Here is a 24,522-nt window from a genome sequence, read left to right as displayed (position 1 = left end):
CCTTCGGCGAGGGCGTGGGTGTAGTAGAGGGTTCCGCCGCTGCGGTAGGTGTGGGTGCGCAGCCACAGCGCGGCCCACAGTAGTGCGAGCAGGACGATCAGCAGCAGCAGGCGGATGGGCACGATCACGGCGTGGTCGCCGGGTTTGGGTAGGGCATCCTCGATGAGCAGTGACGCGGTCCCGGCGACGGCGGTGGCGAGCGCGACGACGACGAAGTTGGCTGTGGCCAGGCGTTTCCGGTCGGGTCGCCACCACCATCGGTCGAGGCTGTCACGAAGACCGGGAAGAAGCGTAAGCATGCGGGTTCCCCCGATTATGGTGATCATAGTCCTGTTCGGTCCGGGCCAGGCTACACTCGCCGCAGGGTCGCTCGCAGGCGCTACCGGGGAGGTCGTGATCGCCGCGCAGTTCGTGAATCCGTATACGTTTCTTCCGTTTTCGACGCAACCACCGGCGAGATCGGCGCCCAACGGTCATGACGGGCGCGGTGACGGTGGTTTGCTGTCGGGACACTTGCGGGTGCGTATCACGGCGCGGACACCGCTGCTGGTGCGGGGTTTCGGGTCCGCACCGGGTTCGGAGGTAGAGCTCGCGCCCAGCCGCCCGGACGGGGCCGGCGGACGTGAGTCGATCCTGCCGGGTTCGTCGGTGGCGGGGGCGGTGCGGTCGTTGCACGAGGCACTGACCAACAGTTGTCTTCGGGTTTTCGACGGTGATCTGGTGCCGCAGTATCGCCAGCAGGCTGATCCGTATCGCATCGGGCGGTTGCGGTTGGCGGTGGTCGAGGCGGCGGGCGACGTGGTCGATGGGCGACAGCGCCCACCAAGGGTTCGGTTGTGCGAGTCTGGTGATCCGGTAGCGCATCGGCTGGGACAGGCGGTTCTGGAGCGACTGCATCAGGATTCGGGTTTGCGCTGCGGTGATCGGCTCACGATCACCTGCGACGGCGAGGGCAGGCCGGTGAACGCCGAGCCCGACCCCGACGGGGACTGGGTGCTGTTTCTCAGTGACGCGGGCGCGCGCCCGGACAAGTTCCCGTACCGGGCGCATGTGCGACGTCTGACCGAACGCCGGGTTACGGTCGAGGACGACGCGTGGGACGACTATCTGGATCTGGTCGAAGGCTGCGACGATCTGCGTCCCGCCCGGTTGCGTCAGGTTCCGGAGACGCAACGGTTTGTTCCTGTCACGCATCGGTTCGCGCCGGTGGGTGAGCGGGCGCGCGATGTGGTCGTGGGTGAGCGGCATCTGGTGCGGCGCACGGTGATCGCCGGTCAACCCTTGTGGGTGCAACTGGCCGAGGACGGCCACAGTGCGGTGGTGGTTCAGCCCGCGATGATCTGGCGTGAATTCGGCGCCTGGAGCGCGGGTGAGCGAATTCCGCTGGGGTTCGCGCCGTGTGCGGACCCGAAACATCTGTGTCCGTCGTGTCGGTTGTTCGGTTCGGCGGATCTCGGTGGCAGATCCGAGGACGGGCGTGCTCGGCAGCGTTCCTATCGGGGGCATGTGCGTTTCGGTGACGCGGTCGCGGCCGCACCGCGCCTTTTGGAGGTGACGTTGCCACCGCTGGGTGCCCCTCGGCCCGGCGCGGGGCAGCACTATCTGGAAACCGAGGAGTGGGCCGGTGACGGGTCGGTACCGCCGTTGCGCGAGTGGGGGTCGATCGCCGACGCGCCCGGTGCGCCGCGGCGGCTGCGCGGGCGGAAGTTCTACTGGCACACCACTGTCGCCAACAAGCAGCTGCCGCGGCGCGGGAAAGCCCGGCCCGGGCACGGGACCGACAACGAGATGGTTTCGCGGGCACTGGTGTTCGCGATCGACACCGTCTTCGAAGCGACGATCGCGTTCACCGATCTCGACGATTGCGCGCTCGGCGCGCTGATCGCGACGCTGCAACCGCATCGACTGCTGGGCGAGGCCGCGGTCGTGCACATCGGTGGGGGCAAACCCCTCGGCTACGGGTCGTGTCGCATCGAGATCGACCACCAGCGCAGCTGGTGCGGCAGTGCCCGCGACCGCTACACCGGTATCGCGCCCACGACCTTGGACCAGGATCGAGCGCAGGCGCTGGTAGCGGAGTTCGCCGACGATGACGCGAGCGCGCATGTGCGCGAGAAGGTGTGGCCGTTGTTGGCGAAGGCCGTCGCGATGGATCATGTGCGGCCCCGCGATGTCTGGTATCCGCCGGGCGCCATCGAGGTCGAGGACAAGAATTTCGATCACGGCTTCCCGTATTGGAAACAGACCTCGGGCTGGGAATCCGACCGAAAAGGCGCCCCGCAGGGGTATCCGCTGCAGCCGCTGCCCGGCATCGACGCCGCGAGCCAGCAGATCGACATCGTCACCGGCAACCAGCAGCGACCGCTTCGCCGCCACCGGCGGCCGAGGTGACCCGCTACCTGGATATCGGTGTGGTGCAGATCCAGGCGTGGCTGGCTCAGGCCCCGACGTTGAAGGGCCGCCGCGGCGCGTCGAGCATGATCCGCACCGCCACCGCCCCCGCCCCGATCGCGGCTGTGCTCGACGCCCACCCCGGGATCGAGACCAACCGTGAACAAGGCCCCATCGACGGAGTGGTCTCGATGACCGTCGCCGCCGGCGCCGACATCGACGCGGTCACCGACGCGGTCCTCGGGCGACTTCGCGAACACTTGCCGACCGCGACCCTGCGGGTGACTCGTTCCACCGGCCCCACCTACGGTCAACGCGTCACCGAATCCGCCCGGGACTGGCCCGCGGCGGTACCGGAATGGCCGCTGGGTAGACCGTGCGCGTGGTGCCGGGTATTCCCGGCGACCGAGATCAGCGATCCCGACGACACCCGACGCCGGGGTGAACCGTTGTGCGCGGACTGCCGGTTGCGGCACACCCATGCCGGCGCCGCGCACTCGCGACGCACGCCACCGGGTCCGGAACGGGACCTGCTCGAACGCCTCGGCGGCGACCGCACCGCCCCCGACGACTTCGCGCAACTGGCGCGCCTCGGGCTCGGCCCCGCCGGTGATGACACCCATGTGGCGGTGATCTACGCCGACGGCAACGCGTTGGGCCGCTTCATCGCAGCGATCGCCGCGTCCGATCCGGCGCTGCTGGCGGAACTGCCCGACACGATCCACGCCGCGACCTGGTCGGCGGTGCTGGCCGGGCTGGGCGCCATCGACACCGGGCAAGCGACGCTGCCGGTGATCGCGCATCTGGTCGGCGGTGACGACATCCTGCTCAGCGTCCCCGCCCACGGGGTCTGGGATTTCCTCACCGCCATGAGCGCCGCTTTCGCGGCCACCATCACCCGCGCGCATCCGCGGGTCCCCGATCCGCCGACCCTGTCCGCGGGCGTGGTGATCCATCACCGGTCCTTCCCGTTCGGCACCGTGGTCGACCTCGCGGCCGGGCTGTTGCGCGCGGCCAAAGCCGCCCGCCCGGGTGAAGCGATGGTGGCCTGGCAGAGTGTCACCCACGACGGCGACGAGCCGTGCGGGCGTCCGGCGTTCGCCACCACCACCCTCGTCGAGCAGGGCCGGGACCTGAGCGCGCTGGCGGGACTGGCGGGCTCGCAGCGCCAAGAGCTGGCGTGGCTGCTGCGGCCGGGCAACGCCGCCGACACCGACCTGACCCGCCAGCTGACCCGGCTGGGACTGGACACGGTGACCCGCCCGTTCCTCGATACCGAGGACGGTCCCGCCGCCGGGGTGGGTCTGGCGCAGGCGCTGGAGATGGTGCGGTGGTGGCGAGCATGACCGAGCTGGGATTCCGTATCGCCTTCGCCGCACCGATGCGGGTGTCCACCGGCCGCGCGCGCCCCGGCGTGGACGCCGCCATCGATATGACCGACCCGCTGCCGGCGACCAGCCTCAAAGGAGTCATGCGGGCCACCGCCACCCAGCTACTCGGCGCGAGCGACCCCCGCGTCGGACAGGTCTTCGGCTCCCCAGGCCACGAATGCCGGTGGGAGTGGAGCAACGCCACCGCCGAAACATCCTGGGCGCCACCGCAACGCACAACCCGCATCCGGGTGCACAACCACGTCGCCGCCGACGACATGCTCGGCTTCGCCGAACAAACCCACACCCTCGCAGCGACATTCACCATCACCGCGATCGACGAACCGCCCGCCCCCGAACTCGCCACCCACCTGGCGATCCTCACCATCGCCGCGACCGCGACCCGCGCACTCGGCGCGGGACGACGCCGCGGCACCGGCTGGGTACACATCACCAGCGAAACCCACCCCATCGACGCTGCCCGGATCCGCACCTTCCTGACAGGCGCCCCCGCATGAGCATCGCCCGCGTCCTGGTCACCGCTACCCTGACCCAGCTCACCTCCCCCGGCACGGGCTCACGCGGCGGCCACCGCAACCACAGCCACGACCACATCCCCGGGGCGGTACTGCGCGGCGCCTGCGCCGCGGCGTGGATCCGCCGCCACGGCCCACCCGCCGCCGGTGACACCGCCTTCGCCGACATCTTCGACGGCGACGGCACATTCGGGCCCCTGCACGCACCGGCCACCCGACCGATACCGCTGTCGGTACGGGTCCACAAATACAGCCCCGGCCCCAACTGCGAACAACTGTGGTGGGACCGGGCACACGCACACGACCAGACTCGCTGCCCGGACTGCGGCCAGGACCTGACCGACAGCAAAGGCGAGACACTCGCCGCTCCGGCCCGGGTGACACGCACCCACGCGGCCCTGACCCCCGACGGCGTCGCGATCGACGACAAACTCTTCCGGACAACAGCTCTCGCGTCGTCGATACAGCTGTCGGGATGGGTGACCGGGACCGCCGTGGCCGCCCTCTACGACCACGACGGCGCGCCGATACCGCGGCTCAAACTCGGCGGCAACCGCTCCACCAGCGGCGCCGCGACCATCACCATCGACCCGCACGCCGCACCCGAACCCCTCGAAAACCACAACGGTGCACTGATTCTGCGGATGGCCACCCCCGCGGTGTTCTTCGACGACCACGGATTCCCGACCGATCGCCCCTCGCCGCACCACCTGCGCGCGGCACTGAACTGCGATGCCGAGATCGAGGCGGCCTGGACCCGGTGGACGGCCGTCGGCGGCTGGCACGCCGCCAGCGGCCTGCCCAAACCCGTCGAACGTGCCGTCGCCGCGGGCTCGACCTACCTCGTTCGCCCCCACAGCACCCCGGACACCGACACCCTGGAGCGGCTGGTCACCGCGGGCATCGGTGCCCGGCGCCGCGAAGGATTCGGCGCCCTCTACACCGTGGCCGAACCGCCGCGCCCGCTCGCCTTCTGGATACACCGCGCCCGACCACTCACCAGCATCCCCGGCTGGCCCCGCCTCGCCGCACACCTGCGCGCCCGCGCGCAAAGCTGGCCACCCGATACCGCCACCGACACCCGACTGCTGGCCGCGATCACCAAAACCGCCACCCCCGAACAGGCGACCGCCCTGACCGGCCTGTTCGCCCACACCGACCGCACCCTCTACCGCGCGGTCCTCACCGGGATCGAGACGGAAGTGACCCCGACATGAGATCCACCTTGTTCACGGTGCGGCTGCGCCTGGCGACCGCGGGCGGGGTCAGCGCCCCCGAAGACGCGCACATCGAGGCGATCGAAACCCCCGACGGCGAACAACGCCTGCGCAACACCCGCCCGCTGCGCCGCGACCCCACCGGCACACCCCACCTGCCCGGAACCACCATCGCGGGCAGCCTGCGCGCGCACTGTGAGCCGATCCCCGCCCTGCACGATGCTTTCGGCCCCGCCCCCGGCGCCGAGGTCCGCACCAGCTCACCCATCCAGGTACTCGGCGCCATCACCCGCACACCGACACCACCGCAATACCGTGGGCGCACCGCCATCGACCGCCACCGCGCCGCCGCTCGCACCCACACCCTGCACCGCACCGAAACAATGCCCACCGGCACAGAATTCGATATCCACCTGCGCTGGGACGACGCCACCGACGACCAGCTCGCCGCCCTCGACCAGGCTTTGCGCCATTGGAACCCCCGGATCGGCGCCGGCGCCTCCCTCGGCGCCGGACGCGCCCAGGTGACCGCACTCGCGCACCACAGCTTCGACCTGGCCACCGAAGCCGGCCTCACCGCCTGGCTCGCGATCAGCGGGCCCGCCGACTACCCCACCCCCGAACCGATCACCCCCACCACACCGGCCAGGCCGCTGCGCCGCCACACACTGCGCATCGTCGAGGCCCTCCACATCGGCGCAGGCACCACCCGCACCGGCGACCGCGACGAACAGATCGCCGAAATCCTCACCCGCGCAGGCGTACCCATCATCCCCGGTAGCACCCTCAAAGGCGTACTACGCTCACGCGTCGAATACATCTGCCGCATCCTGAACGCGCCCGCCTGCGACACCGCCGACTGCGGAACCTGCCGCCCATGCCTGCTGTTCGGCCACGGCGCTACCGGACCCGACACCACCCCCGCCCGCGCCCGCATCGCCATCCCCGACGCCGACATCCGCGACGCCCACATCGAACAACGCCGCCACGTCGCCATCGACCGCTTCACCGGCGGCGCCCACGACCGACTCCTCTACACCCACGACGTGCTCACCGCGGGCGAATTCGACCTCGTCATCGACGACCTCACCGACACCGGGCTCGACCCCGCCGAAACCCTGCTCCTCGACGCCGCAGTGGCCGACCTGCACGACGGACTCATCGGCCTCGGCGCCCGCACCACCGCCGGCTACGGAACCCTCACCGACACCGACCACCACACACCCGATCTCACCGACCTGCCCGCCCGGCTCACCCCAGAGACCCCATGACACCCACCGCGACACTGCACGCCACCGGAGCCCGCACCCACAGCGACTGGCACCACCTCACCCACATCCCGATGCACGCCGCCTGGGCCGACACCGACGGATTCCACCTCACCGACCACATCCCCCACCACCCCCCGCGCACCACCCACCTGTGGGCCTGGACCACCCACCACTGGCTACGCCTGCGCCTGGACCACCCCCACTGGTGGGCCGCCGCACTCACCCTCGACACCACCCCCACCGGCGAAATCTGGCTGCCCGACCCCGAACCCGTGCACCACCTCACCATCACCCCCATCATGGCCTGGCCCCCCGGCGCCGGCGAAATCCAGCAACGCCGCCTCACCCCCACCGACGCCCTCACCCGCTACCAGATGATCGCGCTCACCCCCACCCGCGCCGACACCGCCACCTTCTACGGCACCACCGACACCCACACCACCTGATGCCCACCCTCATCCAACTCCACCTCCACCACCCACCCCACCTCCACACCTACCCCGCCCGCCTGCACGGTGCCGCCTGCACACTCCTGGAAACCCCCGACACCGACCACACCGCCGCGATCAAACCCTTCGCCACCACACCACTGATCCCCACCAGCGAAACCACCTCCACCTGGCAACTCGGCTGGCTCCCCGACACCCCACCACCACCCCTGCCGACCACCATCACCTTCGGCGACACCATCGCCACCATCCTCGACCACCACCACACCCACCACACCTACCTCCAACTCGCTACCACCCCCACACCCATACGGTCGGCCGAATTCACCATCACCAGCCCCATGTACTTCTCCCGCAACGGCCGCGACCACCCCCTACCAGACCCCGTCCTCATCACCCGCAACCTCATCAACCGCTGGAACCACCACACACCACCAGCCACCCACATCACCGACACCCACGCCCGAGACCTCACCAGCAACATCCACCTCACCCACCTCGACGGCCACACCGTCCGCGCCCGCACCACCTACACCAGCCACCAAACCGGATACCTCGGCACCGCCACCCTCGCCCTCCCCCGCAACACACCACCCCACACCCACCACACCCTCGCCGCACTCGCCCACTACGCCACCATCACCGGCATCGGCGCCCAAACAACCCACGGCTACGGCACCTGCCAACTCACCACCACCACCCCCGCATAGCCACCCGCTCCACCGAATCCCGCAACGCCAAACACTGTTCACACAAACCGAACTCGACGAGCCGCAGCGCGGCCACCGCAACCACCCGGGCCTCCAACCCGACCACAGTGGCGGCCCCACATCACCGTCGACACCGAGATCGCGAATCCGCGGCAACCGAGAACGGTGCGATCTACAGCACACATCTACGACCGGATACGAAACACGTGACCGTCCGACCCAGCTTCATAGCCGGATAGTGTCAACGCCCCCGGGACGCGACGGCGATAGCGCAACCCTGCACCGACGGCACATGGAGTCACGCCTACGACGGAAATGGCTCATATGTGCTGGTTACCGTGTTGTAGGACAGCGCTGTCCACCGGTTTCGGTCTGCTGCGGCCAAGCGTGCACCCAGAGCTACCGAGATGGCTACCGGCCCGCTCAGGTAGATCGCGTGTTGTGCGTTTCGTGCGCCGGCGGGCAATGCAGTGTCACGCCAGACCTGGCAGATTTGGTCGGTAACGGCGGTGAAGACCTTCTTCTTCTCCTGCAGAGTCGGGTTCGGGTAGCTGAGCAGCAGGAGAGTTCCGATACCGCGGCTGCGGCAGTCGTTGAGAACCTGGTCGTAGAAACTGGTGCCGCGCCCCTGCAAATCCAGCGCCAATGCGACACGCGAAGGGTCGCCGCCGGGCACTGTTTCGATAGGGGCAACGGTGAGAAGTCGTTTGCGGCTTCGGCTGGCACGTAGTCCGGTGGCGTGGAAATAGGCGGGGTTGCCGTTGCCCTGGCGGACGGAGTAAACCGCGATTTCGCGGGAGTGGGTGTGGCCCAAGCAGGCGCCGTACCAGAACGCGATCTGTAACCTCATGGTCGGAATGAGGTTGATCCGGGCGGCATCTGGCGTCAGACGCTGGGCGGTGATGATGGCTTGGATGGTCTCCTCTACCAACGCTTCCATCAATACCAGTCGTTGTGGCTGATCGGCGGGCAGGTCGAGGGCGGCTTTGAGGGTCAGCACGCATTCCTGGCTGCTGAACGCTTCGGCCTGCTGCTCCCGCTGCCGTGCGGTCGCGAGATTGTCGGCCGCGGTGACAACGATCCCGACCTGTGATCGGCGGCGTCGCCACGCCCTTTGCCAGAACCCGGCGATGATGACCGTGACACCACCCGCCAATGCTAGAACGAACCAGACGCGGCCCTTGGGCTCGTTCGTCATGAACGACTTGGCGGCTTCGACGGCGAAACCGCCTGCGGCCAGGGCACCGATGCTGATCAGCGCCGAGCCATCAGCGAACAGCTCCCACAGACCGCCACCGCCCAGGGGCGAACCAGCAGCGGAGACCGTCATCCGCGGCATCTCGTGATTCGAAACTGGCACGTCTCTACCTATCTCATCGCAAGACCAGAAACAGTCACCGACAACCGGCGCCACGCTACTGGACCGTGCCACACCCCTTCACGCGATTTGCGAACAAACTGTGCTGCCGCGCCCGCGCCACCCCGCTTGGTGCTACCGCCGTGCGCCTCGATTTCGCTGGTCGGCTCTGTCGGTGGCATCGGCTAGGTTCTTGCACGACATCGTCGGCAACGGATCGGAGTACAACGCCCCGCACGACCACCTCTGCGCCGGGCCCCGGCCGATCGACGGCACCGATTCTGTGGGTGGACGCCGAACCCGAGCGCTTGCGATGGGATCTGACTGAGGTAGCAGCCTTTGCGCCGCAGCTCACGTACCACCCGCCGAACCCAGATAGCGAACTTCCGCATGGTGGTTGGGGTGGGGAACTACCGCGATGGCCTTTCGACCGGCCAGTCCCCGAAGGCTTGGATGCTTTGATCGGCACGGTCGGACTACAAGTGACTGTCGCGTATCGGTCGGCGTATCCGATGGTGCCACCGATCATCTACCCTCTCGATCCACTACCAACACTCGAAGAGCGGACCCAGACCACATGGCACGTTGCTCCGGGGGGATCACTGTGTCTGCTGAGATCGGTCGGAGCGTGGCTGCCCGAAGCAAGCATCACCGAACTCCTCGCGAAAGCAGCAGGCTGGCGAATCGAGTACGCACTGATGAAAGCCGGGGTGATCAACCAGATGTCTACCAACGGCATCGTGTCCGACCCCTCACACGACCACCTCATCGCCCAAGCCGCACACCGGCCAGCCGTCCTCCACGCAGAAAGCTCGGACCACGATGCCGACGGACGACACTGACCCGTTCATCGTCTTGACCCGCGACGGGGCGAAGCTCATAGCGGACTCCACCATCACCGTCGGTGACCTCAGCCTGCGCTATGCGTCAGCCTCGGATACGTACGTCGTCCACAGCGTCGAAAAGGCCCGCCACACTCGGATTCAGGCCAACATCCCCCGGGACTACACCGCGTTGCGATGGGACGACACGTCCCACGCTGGACAATGGATGAACAAGGCCGGCACCGACATTCATCTCCACCATCTCGTCATGTTGCGCCGCCCCGGTACCGCAATCAAATACGAAGCGTTCCGCGCGATGGTGCCCGGAGTGAAAGATCCGAGCACCGGCCTCGGGTTGTTGATCACCTACGATCCAGATCTGGACCCGCAGCTGCGTGCGGCCGGAGCAGCAGAATTTGCCGGATGGCTCATCGAACGCGAAGGAGTCCGACCCGTCCAAGTCGCAGTCGAACCGGCGATCCTCGGTATCGAACAGCTTCGAGACCACTGGCCCGTGGACCTGCTCGCATCCGCGTCGGTGATGCTCGTCGGGTGTGGAAGCATCGGCGGTTACGCGGCACAAGCTCTCGCCGCATACGGCATCGGAGACATACACCTGGTCGACCCAGACCGCTTCCTATGGCACAACATCGTGCGGCACCTTCTCGGTCCCGAAAGCGTCGGCCGCCACAAGGTCGATGCCCTCAAATCCCGGCATGAGCAACTATGGCCGCAGCAGAACGTCGCCGCGCACCGACTCGACGTGGTCGAGGACGCCCACCACATACGCTCCCTTATCAGCACGGTCGACGTCGTGGTCTGTACCGCTGACGGCATCGCCCCACGGCGCGTCATCAGCCACCTCGCACGCCGAGCAGAGAAACCGGCCGTCCTGGCCTGCGTACTCGACCACGGCTCGCTCGGTGAAGTCCTGCGGCTGCGACCGACGCCACGCTTCGGATGCCTGCTGTGCTCACGACAGCGCCTCGCGAATCTCGGAGCCATCGACACCGAAGCAGACCAGGAACTCGACTACGGTACCGGCCACACCCACCAACCGATGACCGCCATTCCCCCAGATCTACACCTCATCGGCACACTTGCAGCAAAAGTCGCTGTCGCGACCATCCTCGAATCCCGACATGGTGACCACACCCAACGCCTTCTCGGAGAGCACGCCATCATCGGATTACATCCCGCAAACAACCTGACAGCGCCATTCGATCTCACCCACGCAGCCGACATCCGGTGGGCCACCATCCCGCCGCCGCGCTCCACGTGCCCCACCTGCAACCCGACCTCGCTCCAATGACATACCGAATCACCAACACCGCCCTTGAGACCATCGCGAACACAGCCCAGCAGTCCCGCGACGGCCTCGAAACCGGCGGCATCCTCCTGGGAACCGACCACACCGGCGGCATCCTCATCACCGGCGCGGGCACACCGGGACCCAAGGCACGCAGAGCGGCTCACTCCTTTCACCGCGATCTCGACCACGCCAACCAACTTGCCACCCTCGCATGGCAGACCGACGGCAGCCAATGGATTGGAGAATGGCATACACACCCCGCCCGAGACCTGACACCCAGCGAACTCGATCTAAACTCCTACCTCCGCCACGTCCACGACCCCGAACTGCATCTCGACCAGTTCATCGCGATCATTGTCGGACTGACCGCACAGCAGAAGGTACGGATGCAGACCTGGATCATCACCCGAACCCATGTCCTTCCAGCATCCCTACTAATCCACGAAGCGGAACCGCGCTGAACCGCGCAACCAGCAGCCCAACCCAGCGAGCGAGGACAGCATGAAGTTGGGCACACTGACTCACCCCGAAACGAGACACGCGATCGTCCGATCTACCGTCGCGGCCAACCAGCGCCGAAGCGCGGTACTTGGACACACACTTGTGTAGACACGATTATTGCGGCGAGAAAATGCTGCTTCGTATCGAAACGCGAATGGCCAGACCAGCTCGCGCGACTGCAGGCCGAACCCGGAGAATCATCTCGGCATGTCGTCGATGAATACGTCACCCTCGCACTGAACGCGAAATCCGGGCTGTTCGGCCCGGAGGACACCTTGACCGAGCGGCTACGCGCCGCGGGTGCGCACGCGATCCTCGATCTCGCCGAGCACGAGATCTTCCACAGCCCGTGGGCGCTGTATCGGCTGCGGCGGGTCTACTTCGCTCCCGCCACCGCCTGGCGATCGGTCGACGTCGCGCTGCGAGGCACGCGCGAACACACCCAGCAGATGCTGCGGCGGCTCGCGGAATCTCTCGCGATCCCGACCGTCACCGACGCCCATCACCACACCCGGCTATGGCTGGCGCAGCGCCCACCACAGTCGACCACATACCCGCAAGTCGAGTGCTTCTACGTCGCCATTCCCGCCCTGGTTGCCGACAAACAGCAACCGCGATTCGAAAACCATTGGGCCGCACACGCCTCCGACCAACTGCGTGAACTCGACATGACCGCTGCAGACCACCTCCACCACTTCGGGCCGCCCGCCGCCAACCCGGCGCGGACACCGCCGGTGGCTGCCCGCGCGTAGCTCACCTTCTGCGCAGCTCACACCATCGCATCGACGTGAGGTCTGCGCCCTGTGTGAGCCGACGTTGTCCGCTGCGGCCCCGACCCAAGGAACACCATTGAATCCACTGAGTACCAGCTCGGATGTGACCCGACCAAGGATCCCCGTCGACTCGCGTGGGCTCTGTTGTCCGTGGCCGCCCACGGACCGGCGAACGCGTTGTGGCAGCTGGTCGCCACACACGGCGTCACCGACACCGCGGCGATGCTCGCACGCAAGAACGCCGTCGGTGTCGACCGTTCGATCCTGCAACGCGCCGCCGCCAGCCACGCGGCGCCACTGTTGGCATCCCATTACGCCGCCGGGGGCCGACTGGTCACACCCGATGATGACGAATGGCCCACCGACATGCTGCCTCCAGGTCCGGTTGCCGACCCGGGCTCGGGATTTGTTGCACCGCTGGCACTATGGGTGCGGGGCGCACCGTCTCTGCGTGAGCTCGCCGACAGCGCGATCGCCGTTGTCGGTACCGCCCTGGCCACCGATCACGACGTCATCGACGCGACCATCGAGCACCTGCACCGCCAGGGATGGGGCCTCTGTGGCACCGGCGCATTCGGTACCGGGGCACGTGCGCTGTCCACCGCGCTGCGCGTCGGCGCACCGACCCTCACCATCCAGCCCAGCGGCGCGAACCATCCGCATCCGCACCAACACCGCGAACTGTTCGACAAACAACTCGCAGCCGGTGGCCTGATCGTCAGCGCCTATCCTCCGAACACTCGATTCGAAGGCTTAAGGAAGGACTATCGGGCTCAATTGGTCGCAGCGCTGTCACGCGCCACCGTGGTCATCACATCCCCGTACCGCGGCGGTGCCTACACCACAGCCCAGTGGGCCCGGCGACTGTCGCGTCCCGTGTTCGCCTACCCAGGCTCGGAAACCGACCCCGTCACCCGTGGCAACAACCGGATGATCCGCGACCGCACCGCCATCACCATCACCTCCCCCGCCGACATCACCGCCGCCCCCCGCGGCATCCCAGTCACCTCCTCGAAGGCCTCCCAAGGTCAGGACCCCGTCGGCGACCACACCCCGTGCAGACCTCCCAGCTGCGACGGGCACCGACCTGGGACACCGGCCGATAGCGAGGAATTCCAGGTGTCCTGGACCATCGAGATCACCGCCGAAACCCCACTCGCCGCGGCCCGCGAGGCGCACCGCATCCAGCAGACCCAGCAACTGAGGGCCACGGTGTTCCACGTTACCGACTCCCACGGCACAACACATCGAGTCGACCTCCGCGACGAGGACAACCCGGCCACCGGCGGTCGGCGTTGACCCCGCCGCGCACCGCCTGCCTGGCGCACACGGCAGTACCGCCCGAAGCGACTTTCGCTACCCGGTTCTCGCCGGTGCACAAGCGCCAAGCGGGTTCAGTACACCGCCCGACCCCGCTGTCAGCTGGTGGCCGCAACGCATCTCGCAACTCAGCGCCGCACTGGAACAACCAATTCCGGATCCCCCTACAGCACTTAGAGGATCGCTGATGTCCGAACTCACCTACGATCGCGACCGCATCACCGCTGAGCTCACCAACGGCGGCACGATGGCCGACATCGCCCAGCAACTCGAGCAGTGGCAACCGACCGATGACCACAACGGACTCGTTTTCGTACGCGACCTCATCGACGCCGCTCCCAGCGGCCTGTGGCGGCTGGATGTCGAGGACGTCGCCCTGGTGGTTTTCGCCGCGTTCAGCTGCGACGAAGACGGCTTCTTGCTCTACAACGGCGAATTGACGCTGTCGATGATGGTCGATGACCTGTTCCAAGTTTCCGACCTCGGCCTTACCAACATCCACGACCTCACCGATCTCACCGAACTACAGGACGGCCGGCAACGACTGTTCGCACTCGTGGACGCCATCACCGATCGCCTCAACGCGGTCCTCACCCGGGTGATGCGCTTCTCCCGTCGGCGAGCCCACCCGCGGGCAGATGAGGCAGCCCAGGAGCCGCCGTCGCCGTCGCTCTCGGCCGGTGATCAGGTGCCGCCAGCGAGATCCGCGTTCACGACCTGAACGAGCATCTCGACGTGGCGGCGTCATCACGAAATCGGTCTGGGCCCAGATCACCGTCCGCGGCAATCGCACCATCCTCGAGACGAACGGATCCGGCGAGCGGAGGCGGACGATCACCGGCCGGTTGTCGGCCCACCGCCCCGTGACTGCGATCGTCTGGCCTGCGCCGAACACGCCCACCCCCGACCCTGGAAGTCCAGCATCTTCGGCTGACTGCGATCACAACGCCCGATGAACCGCGCCCCATGACGTGGCTTACCCGACATCGCGCGGAGAGACCGCACGACAGCGACCCCGGGTCTGGTCGAGGCAGTGGGCGAAGCCGGCGCTGTAAGCGAACGCGCAGCACAGCAACGCTTCCGCGAGGGGCGTGACCTCGATCGGTAGTGGTGTTGCCGGGTGCCCGCAGCGGTTTCGCCCTCCGCAGGTCCGTACGCCCGTCGAGCGCCTCACGACCGCCGTTTATCGAACTCTCCCTGCCCCCGCCCACGAGTGGCGCGACAGCGCGGTCGCGCCGCTCACCAACCCGAATGATTCCGAATGGAAGGAAATGAGAGCCGATGACCACTTTCATCGACGACGCCCGCACGGCCGAACCGGATACCGATCCCACCGAGAGACTCGGTCTCGGCGAGCACTTCAGCGACGGGGACCGCGAGCATCCCGACGAGGATCGCAACGACACCTCCACCGACAACGACACCGCCCAGTCCGACCAGATCCCCGCTCCCGGCGACGACGGTGAGCCGCGCACCGCCTTGGAGGTGCTCGCCGACCTCGAACCGGCCTACCCGAGCTACTTCGCCGATCCGCGCACCCTCGTGCGGGGTCCCAACCGTCCCGAGAAGCCCGACGATGCCGACTTCGACGCCGATCTGGCCAGCAATGGCAACTACTTGCCGATTATCGTCAGCGTCATCGGCGGACAGCTGGTCGTCGAGGACGGCTGGCACCGGGCCCGCGCGCTGCAGCGCGCCGCCGGCGACCAGCCGCAGGAGAAGATCCGCAAGGCGTGGATCATCGCCCTGCCTGCCGACACCGACGCCAGCGAGAAGCAGCGCGTCATCAAGCGGGTGCGCCTGCAGTTCTCCACCGGCAAGTACCGCCTCACCCAGGATGACGCCGACCGCCTCGCCGCGGCCGCGGCCCTGTTCGAGGTCAAGGCCACCGTGAAGGAGATCGGCGCCAACCTCGGCATGTCGGCCAAAGAAGTCCGCGCGTATCGGAAAGTCGCGAATTCGGCGACCGCAACCGCCCGGGTCCTCAGTCACCAGTTCAACATCTTCCACGCACACGCAGCCGACCGCTACGCCGACGATCCCGACAAGACCGCCCGGCTGATCCAAGCCGAGCTGGACGGCCTGTTCGACCACGTCTTCGCCGAGATGGTCGCCGAAGACGACGCGCGGGCCGCCGCCGAAGCGGCCGCCGCCGAAGCCGAGGCCACCCGCCAGCGCGTCGCCGCCGCCCTCGACACGGCGTCCACCAGATTCGCTGATCGCGGATTCGCGGTCTTCGCCGAGTTCCCGGACGATACCGACAACTGGCTGCCGCTCGAGATGCTGCTGACCGCCACCGGTGAGCGCGCGGGCGAAGCCGACGCGATGGCACACCCGGACGCATTCGCGGTCGTGCTCACCCAGCGGATCGTGCACGCCGAGACCGGCGAACCCGTCGACCCCGACTCCATCGACGACTACACCCGCAGCTTCCCGGAAGCGACCGCCGATCCCGGCCTCCTGCACATCCGGGACGTGCGCGAGGAAGAAGCTTTCGACCCCAGCTACTTCTGCCTCGACCTCGACGCCGCCGGCCTCACCATCGACCCGAACGAACTGCCCGCCGATACCGAACCCGACGACGGCAGCGATCACGCCGTCGATGGTGACACAGGCCCCGGGGAGACCATCGCGCAGCGCTACGAGCGCGAGGAGCGCGAGGAGCGCGAGGCCGCGGAACGCGCCGCCAAGGTGAACCGGACGCGGGTGTTGAACATGAAATCGGTTGCCGCGGCGAAGGTCCGGCGCAAGTGGATCGTCGAGAACTGGTTCACCAACAAGAAGACGATCCCGGCGGGCATGGGCGCGCTGATCGGGCTCACCGTGGCCAAAGGTGATCTCATCGACCGCTACCACGCCCGGCAGTTGGCCGCCGAACTCGGCGCGCACGTCTCCGGCGCTCGCGAAGGTGCCGGTGTGCAGGCGCGTGACAACGCTGGGCTGCTCTACACCGCTGTTCGAGTCGTCGCGGCGCTCGAGGCCGACATCCTGCCCAATCTCGAGGCCAGTGAGGCCAAGGCCAGGGGCTGGCGGGGAGCACGCGAACCCCTGTGGGCCCACTATATCGGTCTGCTGGCCACCGACGGATACTCCGCCGCACCGTATGACCGGGTCCTCACCGGCGAACTCACCGCCGACCAGGTCTACGAGGGCATCACCGAACCCGTGGCCGCCACTGGCACCGAGGACGCGGGTTCCACCACTGAGGACGAGGCCACCACCGACATCGCGTCTGAAAGCGCAGACGCTGGTTTGGAGGTCGCCTCCGAGCTCGACACCGACCTCGTCAGCGATGGCGAGGAAATCGGTGGCGAGGACGAGGCCACCGGTGAGCACATACCGGCTACGGCTGCCTGAGCCCTGATCTCGTGTGTTCCGTCCCGACACCCGGGACGGAACACACCTCACCACCGACCACGCCCATCAGGCAAGCGCACAAGGACTACAGCTCGCCCTGGCCCCGGTGAGCAGGCGACCACAGCAACAGCTTTCGCCGTCAGTTCATCGCCTCTCCTACCCCAGCCGCCAGGTGCCTCGCCGCGCCGGCGGTGCGCTTTTCGAGTACGAAGCAAGGACGACCATGGCTGATGACGGCGCGACCGTCACTCTCGACTCGGCCGCCGCGGTGGTGACCGCGATCGAGGATGTGGTGCGCACACAGCGATTCTGCGCCGACCAATTCGGCGACACTCACGCGGTCTCGCACATCGCCGCCGGGCGGCTGATACGGCAGGTACCGCCACCGAGACGGACGCTGCTGCCTCCCGCGGAGCGAAACCATGTTCTGCAAACCGCGGCGGTCGGCATTCGATGGCAGCGGGGCTCACGTATCGCGTGTCTGGTCGATCCGACCCTTGCCGCCGAGTGTGCCGACGCGACAGCCGAAGCGATGCCGACCGACATCGTGGCCCAGTTGCCCTACCGCGACCCGCTGGTCGTGTTCGCCGAACCCATCCCGTGCCGCACCACCGACGACCGCCCCGCACGACTGCTCGGGTACTTCCTCTACGGGCTCCACGGGATCGCCGGCGACCGGGACGGAATGCTGTGTAGCACCCACGACGATCCCGACTACCTCGGGATCATGACCGTGCTGGAGACCCTCGACAACAGCGGCGTCGGACCCGAGGTCAATCGGTTCCTGATGACGCTACGCACCGACCGCGTCGACATCGCCGAATTTCTCGACAGCTGCATCGCCAACTGGTCCGCCGACGCAGTCACCGCCGCCGGGTGCAACGAGGCTTCGATCCGCTCCTGCCTGCAACAGGTTCTCAGACCGGTCCTGGGCAGCCTGCTGTATCTGTGCAGCAAAGAACCCGACCTCCCCGATCCGTGCCCCGACGCCGACACGGGCCGCACACGCAAACGCCGTGCTGGCAAACCTGGCCGCAACCGCCATACAACCGCATTCATCGCAGTCGGTTGGCGCCTCGGTGCCAACCTGCGACGGCTGCGCCGTGCCGCCACCGACCCCGCCAAGCCTCGCACCGGAGCCGGCGCCGGTCGAACCCAGCTTCCTCGCCAACGCGCCAGCCATTTCAAGGTCGTGTGGACCGGCGCCGGGAGGGCGATACCCCGCTTGGTTTTCGTGATGCCCTACTGGATCCATAAGGACCAGATCGACTTCGACACCACCGCCTCGACCCTGGTCCCCACCTCGCCTCGCCGTCGACGACGCCGCCGCGCGCCTTCCCGTTGACCCGCACCTCGGCCCGTCGTCAGCGAATCCTTCCGTTGTCCCGATCCCTTCCGTCTTCCTGGAGTTCCGCTATGACCGCGCCCGCTGTCCTTCCGCCGCTTCCCGACCGCAGTGTTCGCAAGATGAGCGTCGAGACGCTGTTCGCCGAACTCGCCAAACAGCAGTCCCGCAAGCTCGACATCGTGGTCCCCGCCTCGGCGATCCGCGCCGACCGGGGCTCGCTGCGCATCGACGGCATCAACACCAGCGCGCTGCCGGACTCCGTACAGAAAATGCTGATCACACCTGACGGCGTCGCCGACCTCAACGGCCTCTACCTGCCCACCAGCAGTGCAGACGCCGACCTGGCCGAGAAATTGAAGATCCCCGTCAAATATCTGCGTCGCTGCCGCGCCGCCAACCTGCCGTTGTACGACGCCAACCTCAACGGCTGGGCCCGTCAGGATGAGCGACGGATGCTGCTGCGGCTGATGTGGGGATCCACCGAATCTCGTCAAGCCCGCGGGATCGTGCGCGCGGTGCTGTCGGACTCCTACAGCATCCGCGACCACCATGACATGGCCACCGCGTTCCTGGACGGTCTCCAGCAGGCAGGGCTCGGCGCGAACAACATCCGCCACGCTGACATCTCACCGAACCGGCTCTACATCGACGTGCATGCCCCCGAGATCTCGACCATGGCTTACGACTTGCTCGCCGACTACCGTTCACCGTTCAACGGCCGAGCCGGATGCGACTTGCCGATCGTCTACGCCGGGCTGCTGTTCACCAACTCCGAAACCGGTCACGGCGCCACCACTCTCACTCCCAAGGTCATCGTTCAGATCTGCGGCAACGGTGTCACCATCAACCCCGCCGCCGATCGGCGCACCCATCTGGGCAGCCAACTGGAGGAGGGAAGAATCATCTGGGGTGCCGACACTCGGGAGCTGGACATGCGCACCATCGCGTCCAAGGTGCGCGACACCGTCGCGGAGTTCCTGTCCACGCGCGCGCTCGAGCGCCATGTCGACGCCATCTCCGAGACCGCCGGCACCCGGCTGCGCAAACCGGCCGAGACCCTCGAATTGGTCGCCCATCAATTCGGCTACACCAACGCCGAACGTGAGGGCATCCTCGATCACTTCATACGGGGCGGTGACACCAAAGCCGGGGGTGTATTGCACGCGGTGACCTCCTTCGCCCAGACCGTCGAGGACATCGACCGCGCCTACGAAATCGGCAGCCACGGAGTCGCCGCCATGGAATTCGCCGCCACCCACGCGTGAGGCATCCACGCCCCTGCCCCTGCCCTGCCCCATTCTTTCGAGGTGTTCAGCCATGACCCGAGCGAGCTCCGGGCCTGTATCCGGGCGCGCCCGGACACATCCCGGCCCGCGCTACCCTGGCGAGATGGTCGCCGTTCGCCGCGGCCGCCCCAGCACCACCCTGTTGCAGGCCGCCCTGACCGCCGCCGCGCGGGGCCATTACGTGTTCCCGCTGCGGCCGCGCGCGAAAACCCCCGCTTACGAGAAGCATTGGCTCCGGCACGCCACCGTCGATCCCGACCGGATCCGCCAGATCTGGCGGGAAGGTCCCTACAACGTGGGTGTCGCCTGCGCACCCAGCAGGCTGCTGGTCATCGACCTGGACACCGCTCACGGCGAGCAAGCGCCCGCCCCGTGGACAGGGTTGACCCACGGCCGCGAAGTGCTCGCCGCGATCGCCGCCGAGGCGGGGCATCCCTACCCGGGCCCCACCTACACAGTCGCCACCCCCTCGGTTATCAGCGGGTGGTTCGGTCACTGCAACAACGTCATCGACGAAGCGCTTGTCCCGGACTCGATTTCGTTGTTGCAGCGTTATCAGCAAGGCGGCAACGACGATCACGTCACCGGTTTCGTGCGGCGGCTGAAAGGGGTGGTTGTACTTGTCCAGCCGTGATCTTCTCGATGCGGCCTTGGCTGCGGCGGCCCGTGGGTGGTGTGTGTTTCCTCTGGTTCCGGGCAGGAAGACGCCGGCGATACGGTCCTGGGAAGATCGCGCAACCTCCGATCCCGAAGCAGTCCACCGGTTTTGGGCCCCCGCAGCGCGCTACAACATCGGTGTTGCCACCGGTAGGTCGGGACTGGTCGTCGTCGACTTGGACGACGACCTCGCCCGTGATTCACCCCAAGAGTCTTCGGGGAAACGTCACGGCCTTGATACGTTGGCGGCTTTGGCATCTGGTGTCGGCGCAGTGTTTCCGGACGACACTTTCACCGTGGTCACCCCGGGCGGGTTACATTTGTATTTTCGCGCTCCTGCCGGGTTTGAGTTACGCAACACCACAGGTAGGCTCGGCCGCCTGATCGACACACGGGCGCATGGCGGGTATGTCGTGGCCCCGGGATCAATCGTGGGCGGTCGCCGTTACCGCATCCTTCGTGACACGCAGGTCATGGAGCTACCACAATGGCTCGCGCATCGGCTGATGCCCGCACCGCCGCCGACAGCAACGCCGCCGATGCAGTTACCGTCGCCGCGCGCGGATGCCTACCTGCGAGCGATTCTCGACGGCGAATCGCGCAAAGTTGCACGGGCACAAGTCGGTTCCCGCCACGATGCCTTGCTCAGGGCCGCGGTGAAGTTGGGGCGGCTCGTCGCCGCCGGTGAACTGGCCGAATCAACGGCCCATGCAGTTCTGGAACTTGCTTCCGCTGAACATCTCGGTGTCGCCGACTACACCGAGCAGGAGGTGCGGCGCACGATCGACGACGGCATCGCCTACGGCGCGCAGTTTCCGCGCCGAATTAGGAACCATTGACCTTCATCGTTGTCTCCCCAGCGATCACCAAAACGCGCGGTAGGCGGCATGAGCGTGTATTCGGTCAGCGTGCACCGTCCTGGAGCGCTAGTACAGTCTGATGTCCATGTCCTCCCTACGATCCGAAACGCGTCTTGCCGCATATGGTTCCGTCTCTATGGCCCTGGCTCTGCTCAGCGATCGCGCGCTGAAGCAGGCCCTGAACGCTGCGGAGCCGGTCGGATCGGGCATCGGCGGGAAGTCGGTGTTGTTGGAGGTCGCCGGGAAGCAGGTATTCGTCAAGCGGGTACCGCTGACGGACTTGGAGCTGCGGCCCGAGAATATCCATTCCACGGCCAATCTCTTCGAGCTGCCGATGTTCTGCCACTACGGCATCGGCGGCCCGGGGTTCGGAGCGTGGCGCGAACTCGCCGCGCATGTCATGACCACAAATTGGGCGCTCGCGGGCGAGTTCGCGGGCTTCCCGCTGATGTACCACTGGCGAGTCCTGCCGGATACGACGCCGCTGCCCGAGGAGCTGGCCGATATCGATCGGGTCGTCGACTACTGGGAAGGCGGGGCACAGGTTCGGCAGCGCCTCGAGGAGCAGCGCTCGTCCTCGGCGAGCATCGCGCTGTTCCTGGAATACATCCCGCGGAACCTATTCGACTGGCTCGGTGAGCAGCTTCGGGCCGACAGTGCGGCCGCTGACCGCGCGTTGGCCATGGCGGATCGGGACCTGGCGGCAGGTATCGCGTTCATGAACGCCAACGGCTTGCTGCATTTCGACACCCACTTCCAGAATCTCCTCACCGACGGCGAGCGCCTCTACTTCGCCGACTACGGACTGGCGATCTCCTCCCGGTTCGAGCTGGCGAAGAACGAACTCGCCTTCTTCGAGCGGCACCGGAACTACGACCGCTGCTATACCGCCATGTACACGGGGCAATGGCTGGTGACCGAGCTCTTCGGTCCCGGCCGCGATCAGCGCGAGTCCCGCCTGCGTGCGTACGCGTCAGGCCAGGCGCCAACCGGGATCCCGGAGACAGCCGCGGCGATCCTGACCCGCGACGCGCCCATCGCCGTCGCAATGACAGACTTCTTCAATCTGCTCCGTTACGAGACCAGGCGGGCGCCGTACCCCGCAGAGCTCTGATCCGGTCGGCGAATCGGCCCCAAGCGTGCTGACCGCCCTGAACCCGCACGCATGGTGGTGCGTTCAGCCCGCTCGGCCTGGCTGGTCCGAACGGCCTTGTAAGCAGCATGAGCGCGCACTTGAGTCCACTGGAGTCAGAGCCTTTGAGGAGGCATTCACAGTCGCTGGACGGCTGGCCCTTTCATCCGTTGGAGCCAGCCTGTTCGGGTTGGTCGCGCCGGACCTGCAGGCGCGGCCTGACCGAGGTTTCGCACCCTCGCCCCGCCAGGCACGATCGGCACGCCTCGCGTGAAATCCCCTGGCAACGGGTGGCGTCATGTGTTGCCATTACGCACATGAGCCTGGCAGACTACTGCGTTTCATTGGACAGCGTTGATGCAAACGTCCTGCGCAAGTGGGGGTCCGCTTGGCTCGATCTCATCCACGCCGACTCTGCCCTTGAAGCGCACCGAAGCACGCCCGCCACCCCATCCAGCCTTTTCGTTCGGCGTGCCCTGTGGGAATCGGCAGTAGTGAGCTACGCGAGGGTGGCGCAGGGAGACAGAAAGCGCAAGATACCTCTGAGCGAACTGTTCATCGCTTCAGGCGATCCGAAGGCGTCTGAGTTCCATGACACCATAATGGGATGGCGTCACGGCCACGTGGTGCTTCGCAGCGACGCGAACTTCGAATCCGTCGATGTCCTGCTCTGCTTCGACGACCTGCCTGATCCCGCGGCGCTGCGGCTGGTGATCGAAACTGCCGTCGGACCGCACGATGACGATCGCTTGGTCGATCGGTTCCAAGCGCACATCGTTCTGCTGCGGAACACAATTTGGGAATCATTCATGGCACCGATGGCAAGCCGCCTAGTCGTTCGAACACGACGACGCCCAGTGAACTGCGAGGAATCGACGCCATCGCTGCAACCGACGTCAGCAGGCAGGCTTGTTGCGACCCTGGGTCTATGGGAGCGGTCAAGGCACGAAGACTAGCGCTCCGGCTGGGCAGCGCTTGCTGGTTCGGTCAGCGCGGTATGCGGCTATTACCGCAGCTCACTCCCGCTGACTGAAGCCAGACCGATTAAGCCCCGGGCACCCGACGTGAACGCTGTGGTGGTGATGAAAACCCCACGCGCCGCGCCCACCTGAGCACTGCGACCGGCCTCGCGCCGCAGTGCTCGCTTCTAGCAAACAGTCAGCAGGTACGTCGGCGCTGACCATAGGTTTCACCCCGCGCTCCGTACCAATGCGGCGCAGGTGCGCGGACCCGCGCGCGATACGTGACATCGCCACCGTCGAGCGAGAGGAGCCAGGAAGGGGTGCTGCGGTGTCCGGGCCTGCCGCCGAAAGAGGTTGTCAGTAGGCGGCATTGACTCCGTACTCGGCCTGGGCGCGCGTGAAGCCCTCATACACCAACTGATCGATCAGTCCGGACCGAGAGAACGAGGTGTACTCGAGATACTGCTTGGCGCTCTTTGCCGCCTGCTCGTTCCAGTCCACATTCAGGCTGTCCACCGCGAACGTAGCGTCTGCGGTAGAGAAGCCTTCGTACTCGAGCTGGTGGATCAGACCGCTGCGGGAGAAGGCAGAGTAGTCGAGGTACTGCTGGGCAGACCGGATGGCGTTGCGCTGGCTGGAGGTGATGTCCTGCTTGGCCGGGGAGAATTCGACCGCAAGTGTCGATAAGGGCGCCGCGATATCCAGCTGAGCGACGTCGGCCGCTGCCGGAGCGCTGTTCCATGCGGGTGCCGCCAGGACGAGAGCCAGTACCGGGGCGCCGACCAGCCACACCCACTTCTTCTGCTTCTTCGGCGAGCCTACGGCCGACAGGTAGCTGGGCTGTGGGGCGGGGAACGGCTCGGTCATCTGTACTCCTGCTCTGCTCATT

23 protein-coding genes are annotated in these 24,522 nt (G+C 66.9%); 19 read left to right on the top strand and 4 right to left on the bottom strand.

Annotated features, from left to right (window positions below; all coding sequences use genetic code 11):
* Positions 1–299, bottom strand: a 299-nt coding sequence (locus ACZ6DL_RS33185) for a hypothetical protein (RefSeq protein ID WP_466057079.1), incomplete at its 3' end; no start/stop codon positions are given.
* 220 nt (positions 300–519) lie between these two features.
* Between ACZ6DL_RS33185 and ACZ6DL_RS33180 the strand changes: the two genes are divergently transcribed.
* Genes ACZ6DL_RS33180 through cas6 form a run of 7 tightly spaced genes read left to right on the top strand, consistent with a single transcriptional unit; the run spans position 520 to position 7,944 of the window.
* Entirely contained in the window at positions 520–2,391 is a 1,872-nt protein-coding gene (locus ACZ6DL_RS33180) for a hypothetical protein (RefSeq protein ID WP_466057078.1), read from the top strand.
* Positions 2,388–3,737, top strand: a complete 1,350-nt coding sequence (locus ACZ6DL_RS33175) for a Cas10/Cmr2 second palm domain-containing protein (protein WP_466057076.1) — start codon at positions 2,388–2,390, stop codon at positions 3,735–3,737. Before ACZ6DL_RS33180 ends, ACZ6DL_RS33175 begins: the two co-directional genes overlap by 4 nt.
* Entirely contained in the window at positions 3,734–4,279 is a 546-nt protein-coding gene (locus tag ACZ6DL_RS33170) for an RAMP superfamily CRISPR-associated protein (protein ID WP_466057074.1), read from the top strand. The genes ACZ6DL_RS33175 and ACZ6DL_RS33170 overlap by 4 nt, the downstream gene beginning before the upstream one ends.
* Complete coding sequence (locus tag ACZ6DL_RS33165; protein WP_466057072.1) at positions 4,276–5,514, top strand: type III-B CRISPR module-associated Cmr3 family protein; 1,239 nt, start codon at positions 4,276–4,278, stop codon at positions 5,512–5,514. Before ACZ6DL_RS33170 ends, ACZ6DL_RS33165 begins: the two co-directional genes overlap by 4 nt.
* Positions 5,511–6,785 (top strand): RAMP superfamily CRISPR-associated protein, encoded by a 1,275-nt coding sequence (locus ACZ6DL_RS33160; protein ID WP_466057070.1) that lies wholly within the window; start codon positions 5,511–5,513, stop codon positions 6,783–6,785. Before ACZ6DL_RS33165 ends, ACZ6DL_RS33160 begins: the two co-directional genes overlap by 4 nt.
* Positions 6,782–7,231 (top strand): hypothetical protein, encoded by a 450-nt coding sequence (locus tag ACZ6DL_RS33155; RefSeq protein ID WP_466057068.1) that lies wholly within the window; start codon positions 6,782–6,784, stop codon positions 7,229–7,231. The genes ACZ6DL_RS33160 and ACZ6DL_RS33155 overlap by 4 nt, the downstream gene beginning before the upstream one ends.
* Positions 7,231–7,944: a CRISPR system precrRNA processing endoribonuclease RAMP protein Cas6 gene (gene cas6 / locus ACZ6DL_RS33150; RefSeq protein WP_466057067.1), complete on the top strand. Its 714-nt coding sequence runs from the start codon at positions 7,231–7,233 to the stop codon at positions 7,942–7,944. Before ACZ6DL_RS33155 ends, cas6 begins: the two co-directional genes overlap by 1 nt.
* Before the next feature lie 304 nt (positions 7,945–8,248).
* On the opposite strand, the gene ACZ6DL_RS33145 is transcribed toward cas6, so the two are convergent.
* Positions 8,249–9,274 carry an SAVED domain-containing protein gene (locus tag ACZ6DL_RS33145; RefSeq protein ID WP_466057065.1) on the bottom strand — a complete coding sequence of 342 codons (1,026 nt, stop codon included), beginning with the start codon at positions 9,272–9,274 and terminating at the stop codon, positions 8,249–8,251.
* Between the two features lie 485 nt (positions 9,275–9,759).
* Between ACZ6DL_RS33145 and ACZ6DL_RS33140 the strand changes: the two genes are divergently transcribed.
* From ACZ6DL_RS33140 to ACZ6DL_RS33085, 12 genes are all read left to right on the top strand, one after another.
* Positions 9,760–10,143: a hypothetical protein gene (locus ACZ6DL_RS33140; protein ID WP_466057063.1), complete on the top strand. Its 384-nt coding sequence runs from the start codon at positions 9,760–9,762 to the stop codon at positions 10,141–10,143.
* A complete protein-coding gene (locus tag ACZ6DL_RS33135; RefSeq protein WP_466057061.1) occupies positions 10,124–11,437 on the top strand; it encodes a HesA/MoeB/ThiF family protein in 1,314 nt (437 codons plus the stop codon). The genes ACZ6DL_RS33140 and ACZ6DL_RS33135 overlap by 20 nt, the downstream gene beginning before the upstream one ends.
* Entirely contained in the window at positions 11,404–11,898 is a 495-nt protein-coding gene (locus tag ACZ6DL_RS33130; RefSeq protein ID WP_466057059.1) for a Mov34/MPN/PAD-1 family protein, read from the top strand. The genes ACZ6DL_RS33135 and ACZ6DL_RS33130 overlap by 34 nt, the downstream gene beginning before the upstream one ends.
* A 315-nt stretch (positions 11,899–12,213) precedes the next feature.
* The gene (locus tag ACZ6DL_RS33125) at positions 12,214–12,690 is read left to right on the top strand and encodes a hypothetical protein (protein ID WP_466057058.1); all 477 of its coding nucleotides are present in this window, start codon (positions 12,214–12,216) and stop codon (positions 12,688–12,690) included.
* Positions 12,691–12,861: 171 nt separating this feature from the next.
* Positions 12,862–14,010 (top strand): DNA-processing protein DprA, encoded by a 1,149-nt coding sequence (locus ACZ6DL_RS33120; protein WP_466057056.1) that lies wholly within the window; start codon positions 12,862–12,864, stop codon positions 14,008–14,010.
* 208 nt (positions 14,011–14,218) lie between these two features.
* Entirely contained in the window at positions 14,219–14,752 is a 534-nt protein-coding gene (locus ACZ6DL_RS33115; protein ID WP_466057054.1) for a hypothetical protein, read from the top strand.
* 560 nt (positions 14,753–15,312) lie between these two features.
* Positions 15,313–17,388 (top strand): hypothetical protein, encoded by a 2,076-nt coding sequence (locus ACZ6DL_RS33110; protein ID WP_466057052.1) that lies wholly within the window; start codon positions 15,313–15,315, stop codon positions 17,386–17,388.
* Between the two features lie 223 nt (positions 17,389–17,611).
* On the top strand, positions 17,612–18,733 hold the full coding sequence (locus ACZ6DL_RS33105; protein WP_466057050.1) for an AcrVA2 family anti-CRISPR protein: 1,122 nt from the start codon (positions 17,612–17,614) through the stop codon (positions 18,731–18,733).
* Positions 18,734–18,855: 122 nt separating this feature from the next.
* The gene (locus tag ACZ6DL_RS33100) at positions 18,856–20,001 is read left to right on the top strand and encodes a hypothetical protein (RefSeq protein WP_466057048.1); all 1,146 of its coding nucleotides are present in this window, start codon (positions 18,856–18,858) and stop codon (positions 19,999–20,001) included.
* A gap of 124 nt (positions 20,002–20,125) precedes the next feature.
* Positions 20,126–20,656: a bifunctional DNA primase/polymerase gene (locus ACZ6DL_RS33095; protein WP_466057046.1), complete on the top strand. Its 531-nt coding sequence runs from the start codon at positions 20,126–20,128 to the stop codon at positions 20,654–20,656.
* 199 nt (positions 20,657–20,855) lie between these two features.
* On the top strand, positions 20,856–21,518 hold the full coding sequence (locus tag ACZ6DL_RS33090) for a bifunctional DNA primase/polymerase (RefSeq protein ID WP_466057044.1): 663 nt from the start codon (positions 20,856–20,858) through the stop codon (positions 21,516–21,518).
* 157 nt (positions 21,519–21,675) lie between these two features.
* A complete protein-coding gene (locus ACZ6DL_RS33085; protein WP_466057042.1) occupies positions 21,676–22,653 on the top strand; it encodes a BUD32 family EKC/KEOPS complex subunit in 978 nt (325 codons plus the stop codon).
* A 581-nt stretch (positions 22,654–23,234) separates the two neighbouring features.
* On the opposite strand, the gene ACZ6DL_RS33080 is transcribed toward ACZ6DL_RS33085, so the two are convergent.
* Both ACZ6DL_RS33080 and ACZ6DL_RS33075 read right to left on the bottom strand, forming a co-directional pair.
* Positions 23,235–23,438, bottom strand: coding sequence for a hypothetical protein (locus ACZ6DL_RS33080; protein ID WP_466057041.1), 204 nt, complete (start codon positions 23,436–23,438; stop codon positions 23,235–23,237).
* Between the two features lie 552 nt (positions 23,439–23,990).
* Positions 23,991–24,500, bottom strand: a complete 510-nt coding sequence (locus tag ACZ6DL_RS33075) for an Ltp family lipoprotein (RefSeq protein ID WP_466057039.1) — start codon at positions 24,498–24,500, stop codon at positions 23,991–23,993.
* Positions 24,501–24,522 lie beyond the last annotated feature (22 nt).

This window comes from Nocardia sp. NPDC041819 (assembly GCF_055590505.1).
Note: the sequence above shows the minus strand (reverse complement) of the source record. Positions and strands in the feature narration are given on the sequence as shown.

Coding starts and splice junctions, on each gene's coding strand:
- ACZ6DL_RS33170 (WP_466057074.1), top strand. CDS start 3,734: ATGACCGAGCTGGGATTCCGTATCGCCTTCGCCGCACCGATGCGGGTG.
- ACZ6DL_RS33165 (WP_466057072.1), top strand. CDS start 4,276: ATGAGCATCGCCCGCGTCCTGGTCACCGCTACCCTGACCCAGCTCACC.
- ACZ6DL_RS33160 (WP_466057070.1), top strand. CDS start 5,511: ATGAGATCCACCTTGTTCACGGTGCGGCTGCGCCTGGCGACCGCGGGC.
- ACZ6DL_RS33155 (WP_466057068.1), top strand. CDS start 6,782: ATGACACCCACCGCGACACTGCACGCCACCGGAGCCCGCACCCACAGC.
- cas6 (WP_466057067.1), top strand. CDS start 7,231: ATGCCCACCCTCATCCAACTCCACCTCCACCACCCACCCCACCTCCAC.
- ACZ6DL_RS33145 (WP_466057065.1), bottom strand. CDS start 9,274: ATGACGGTCTCCGCTGCTGGTTCGCCCCTGGGCGGTGGCGGTCTGTGG.
- ACZ6DL_RS33135 (WP_466057061.1), top strand. CDS start 10,124: ATGCCGACGGACGACACTGACCCGTTCATCGTCTTGACCCGCGACGGG.
- ACZ6DL_RS33115 (WP_466057054.1), top strand. CDS start 14,219: ATGTCCGAACTCACCTACGATCGCGACCGCATCACCGCTGAGCTCACC.
- ACZ6DL_RS33110 (WP_466057052.1), top strand. CDS start 15,313: ATGACCACTTTCATCGACGACGCCCGCACGGCCGAACCGGATACCGAT.
- ACZ6DL_RS33105 (WP_466057050.1), top strand. CDS start 17,612: ATGGCTGATGACGGCGCGACCGTCACTCTCGACTCGGCCGCCGCGGTG.
- ACZ6DL_RS33100 (WP_466057048.1), top strand. CDS start 18,856: ATGAGCGTCGAGACGCTGTTCGCCGAACTCGCCAAACAGCAGTCCCGC.
- ACZ6DL_RS33095 (WP_466057046.1), top strand. CDS start 20,126: ATGGTCGCCGTTCGCCGCGGCCGCCCCAGCACCACCCTGTTGCAGGCC.
- ACZ6DL_RS33085 (WP_466057042.1), top strand. CDS start 21,676: ATGGCCCTGGCTCTGCTCAGCGATCGCGCGCTGAAGCAGGCCCTGAAC.
- ACZ6DL_RS33075 (WP_466057039.1), bottom strand. CDS start 24,500: ATGACCGAGCCGTTCCCCGCCCCACAGCCCAGCTACCTGTCGGCCGTA.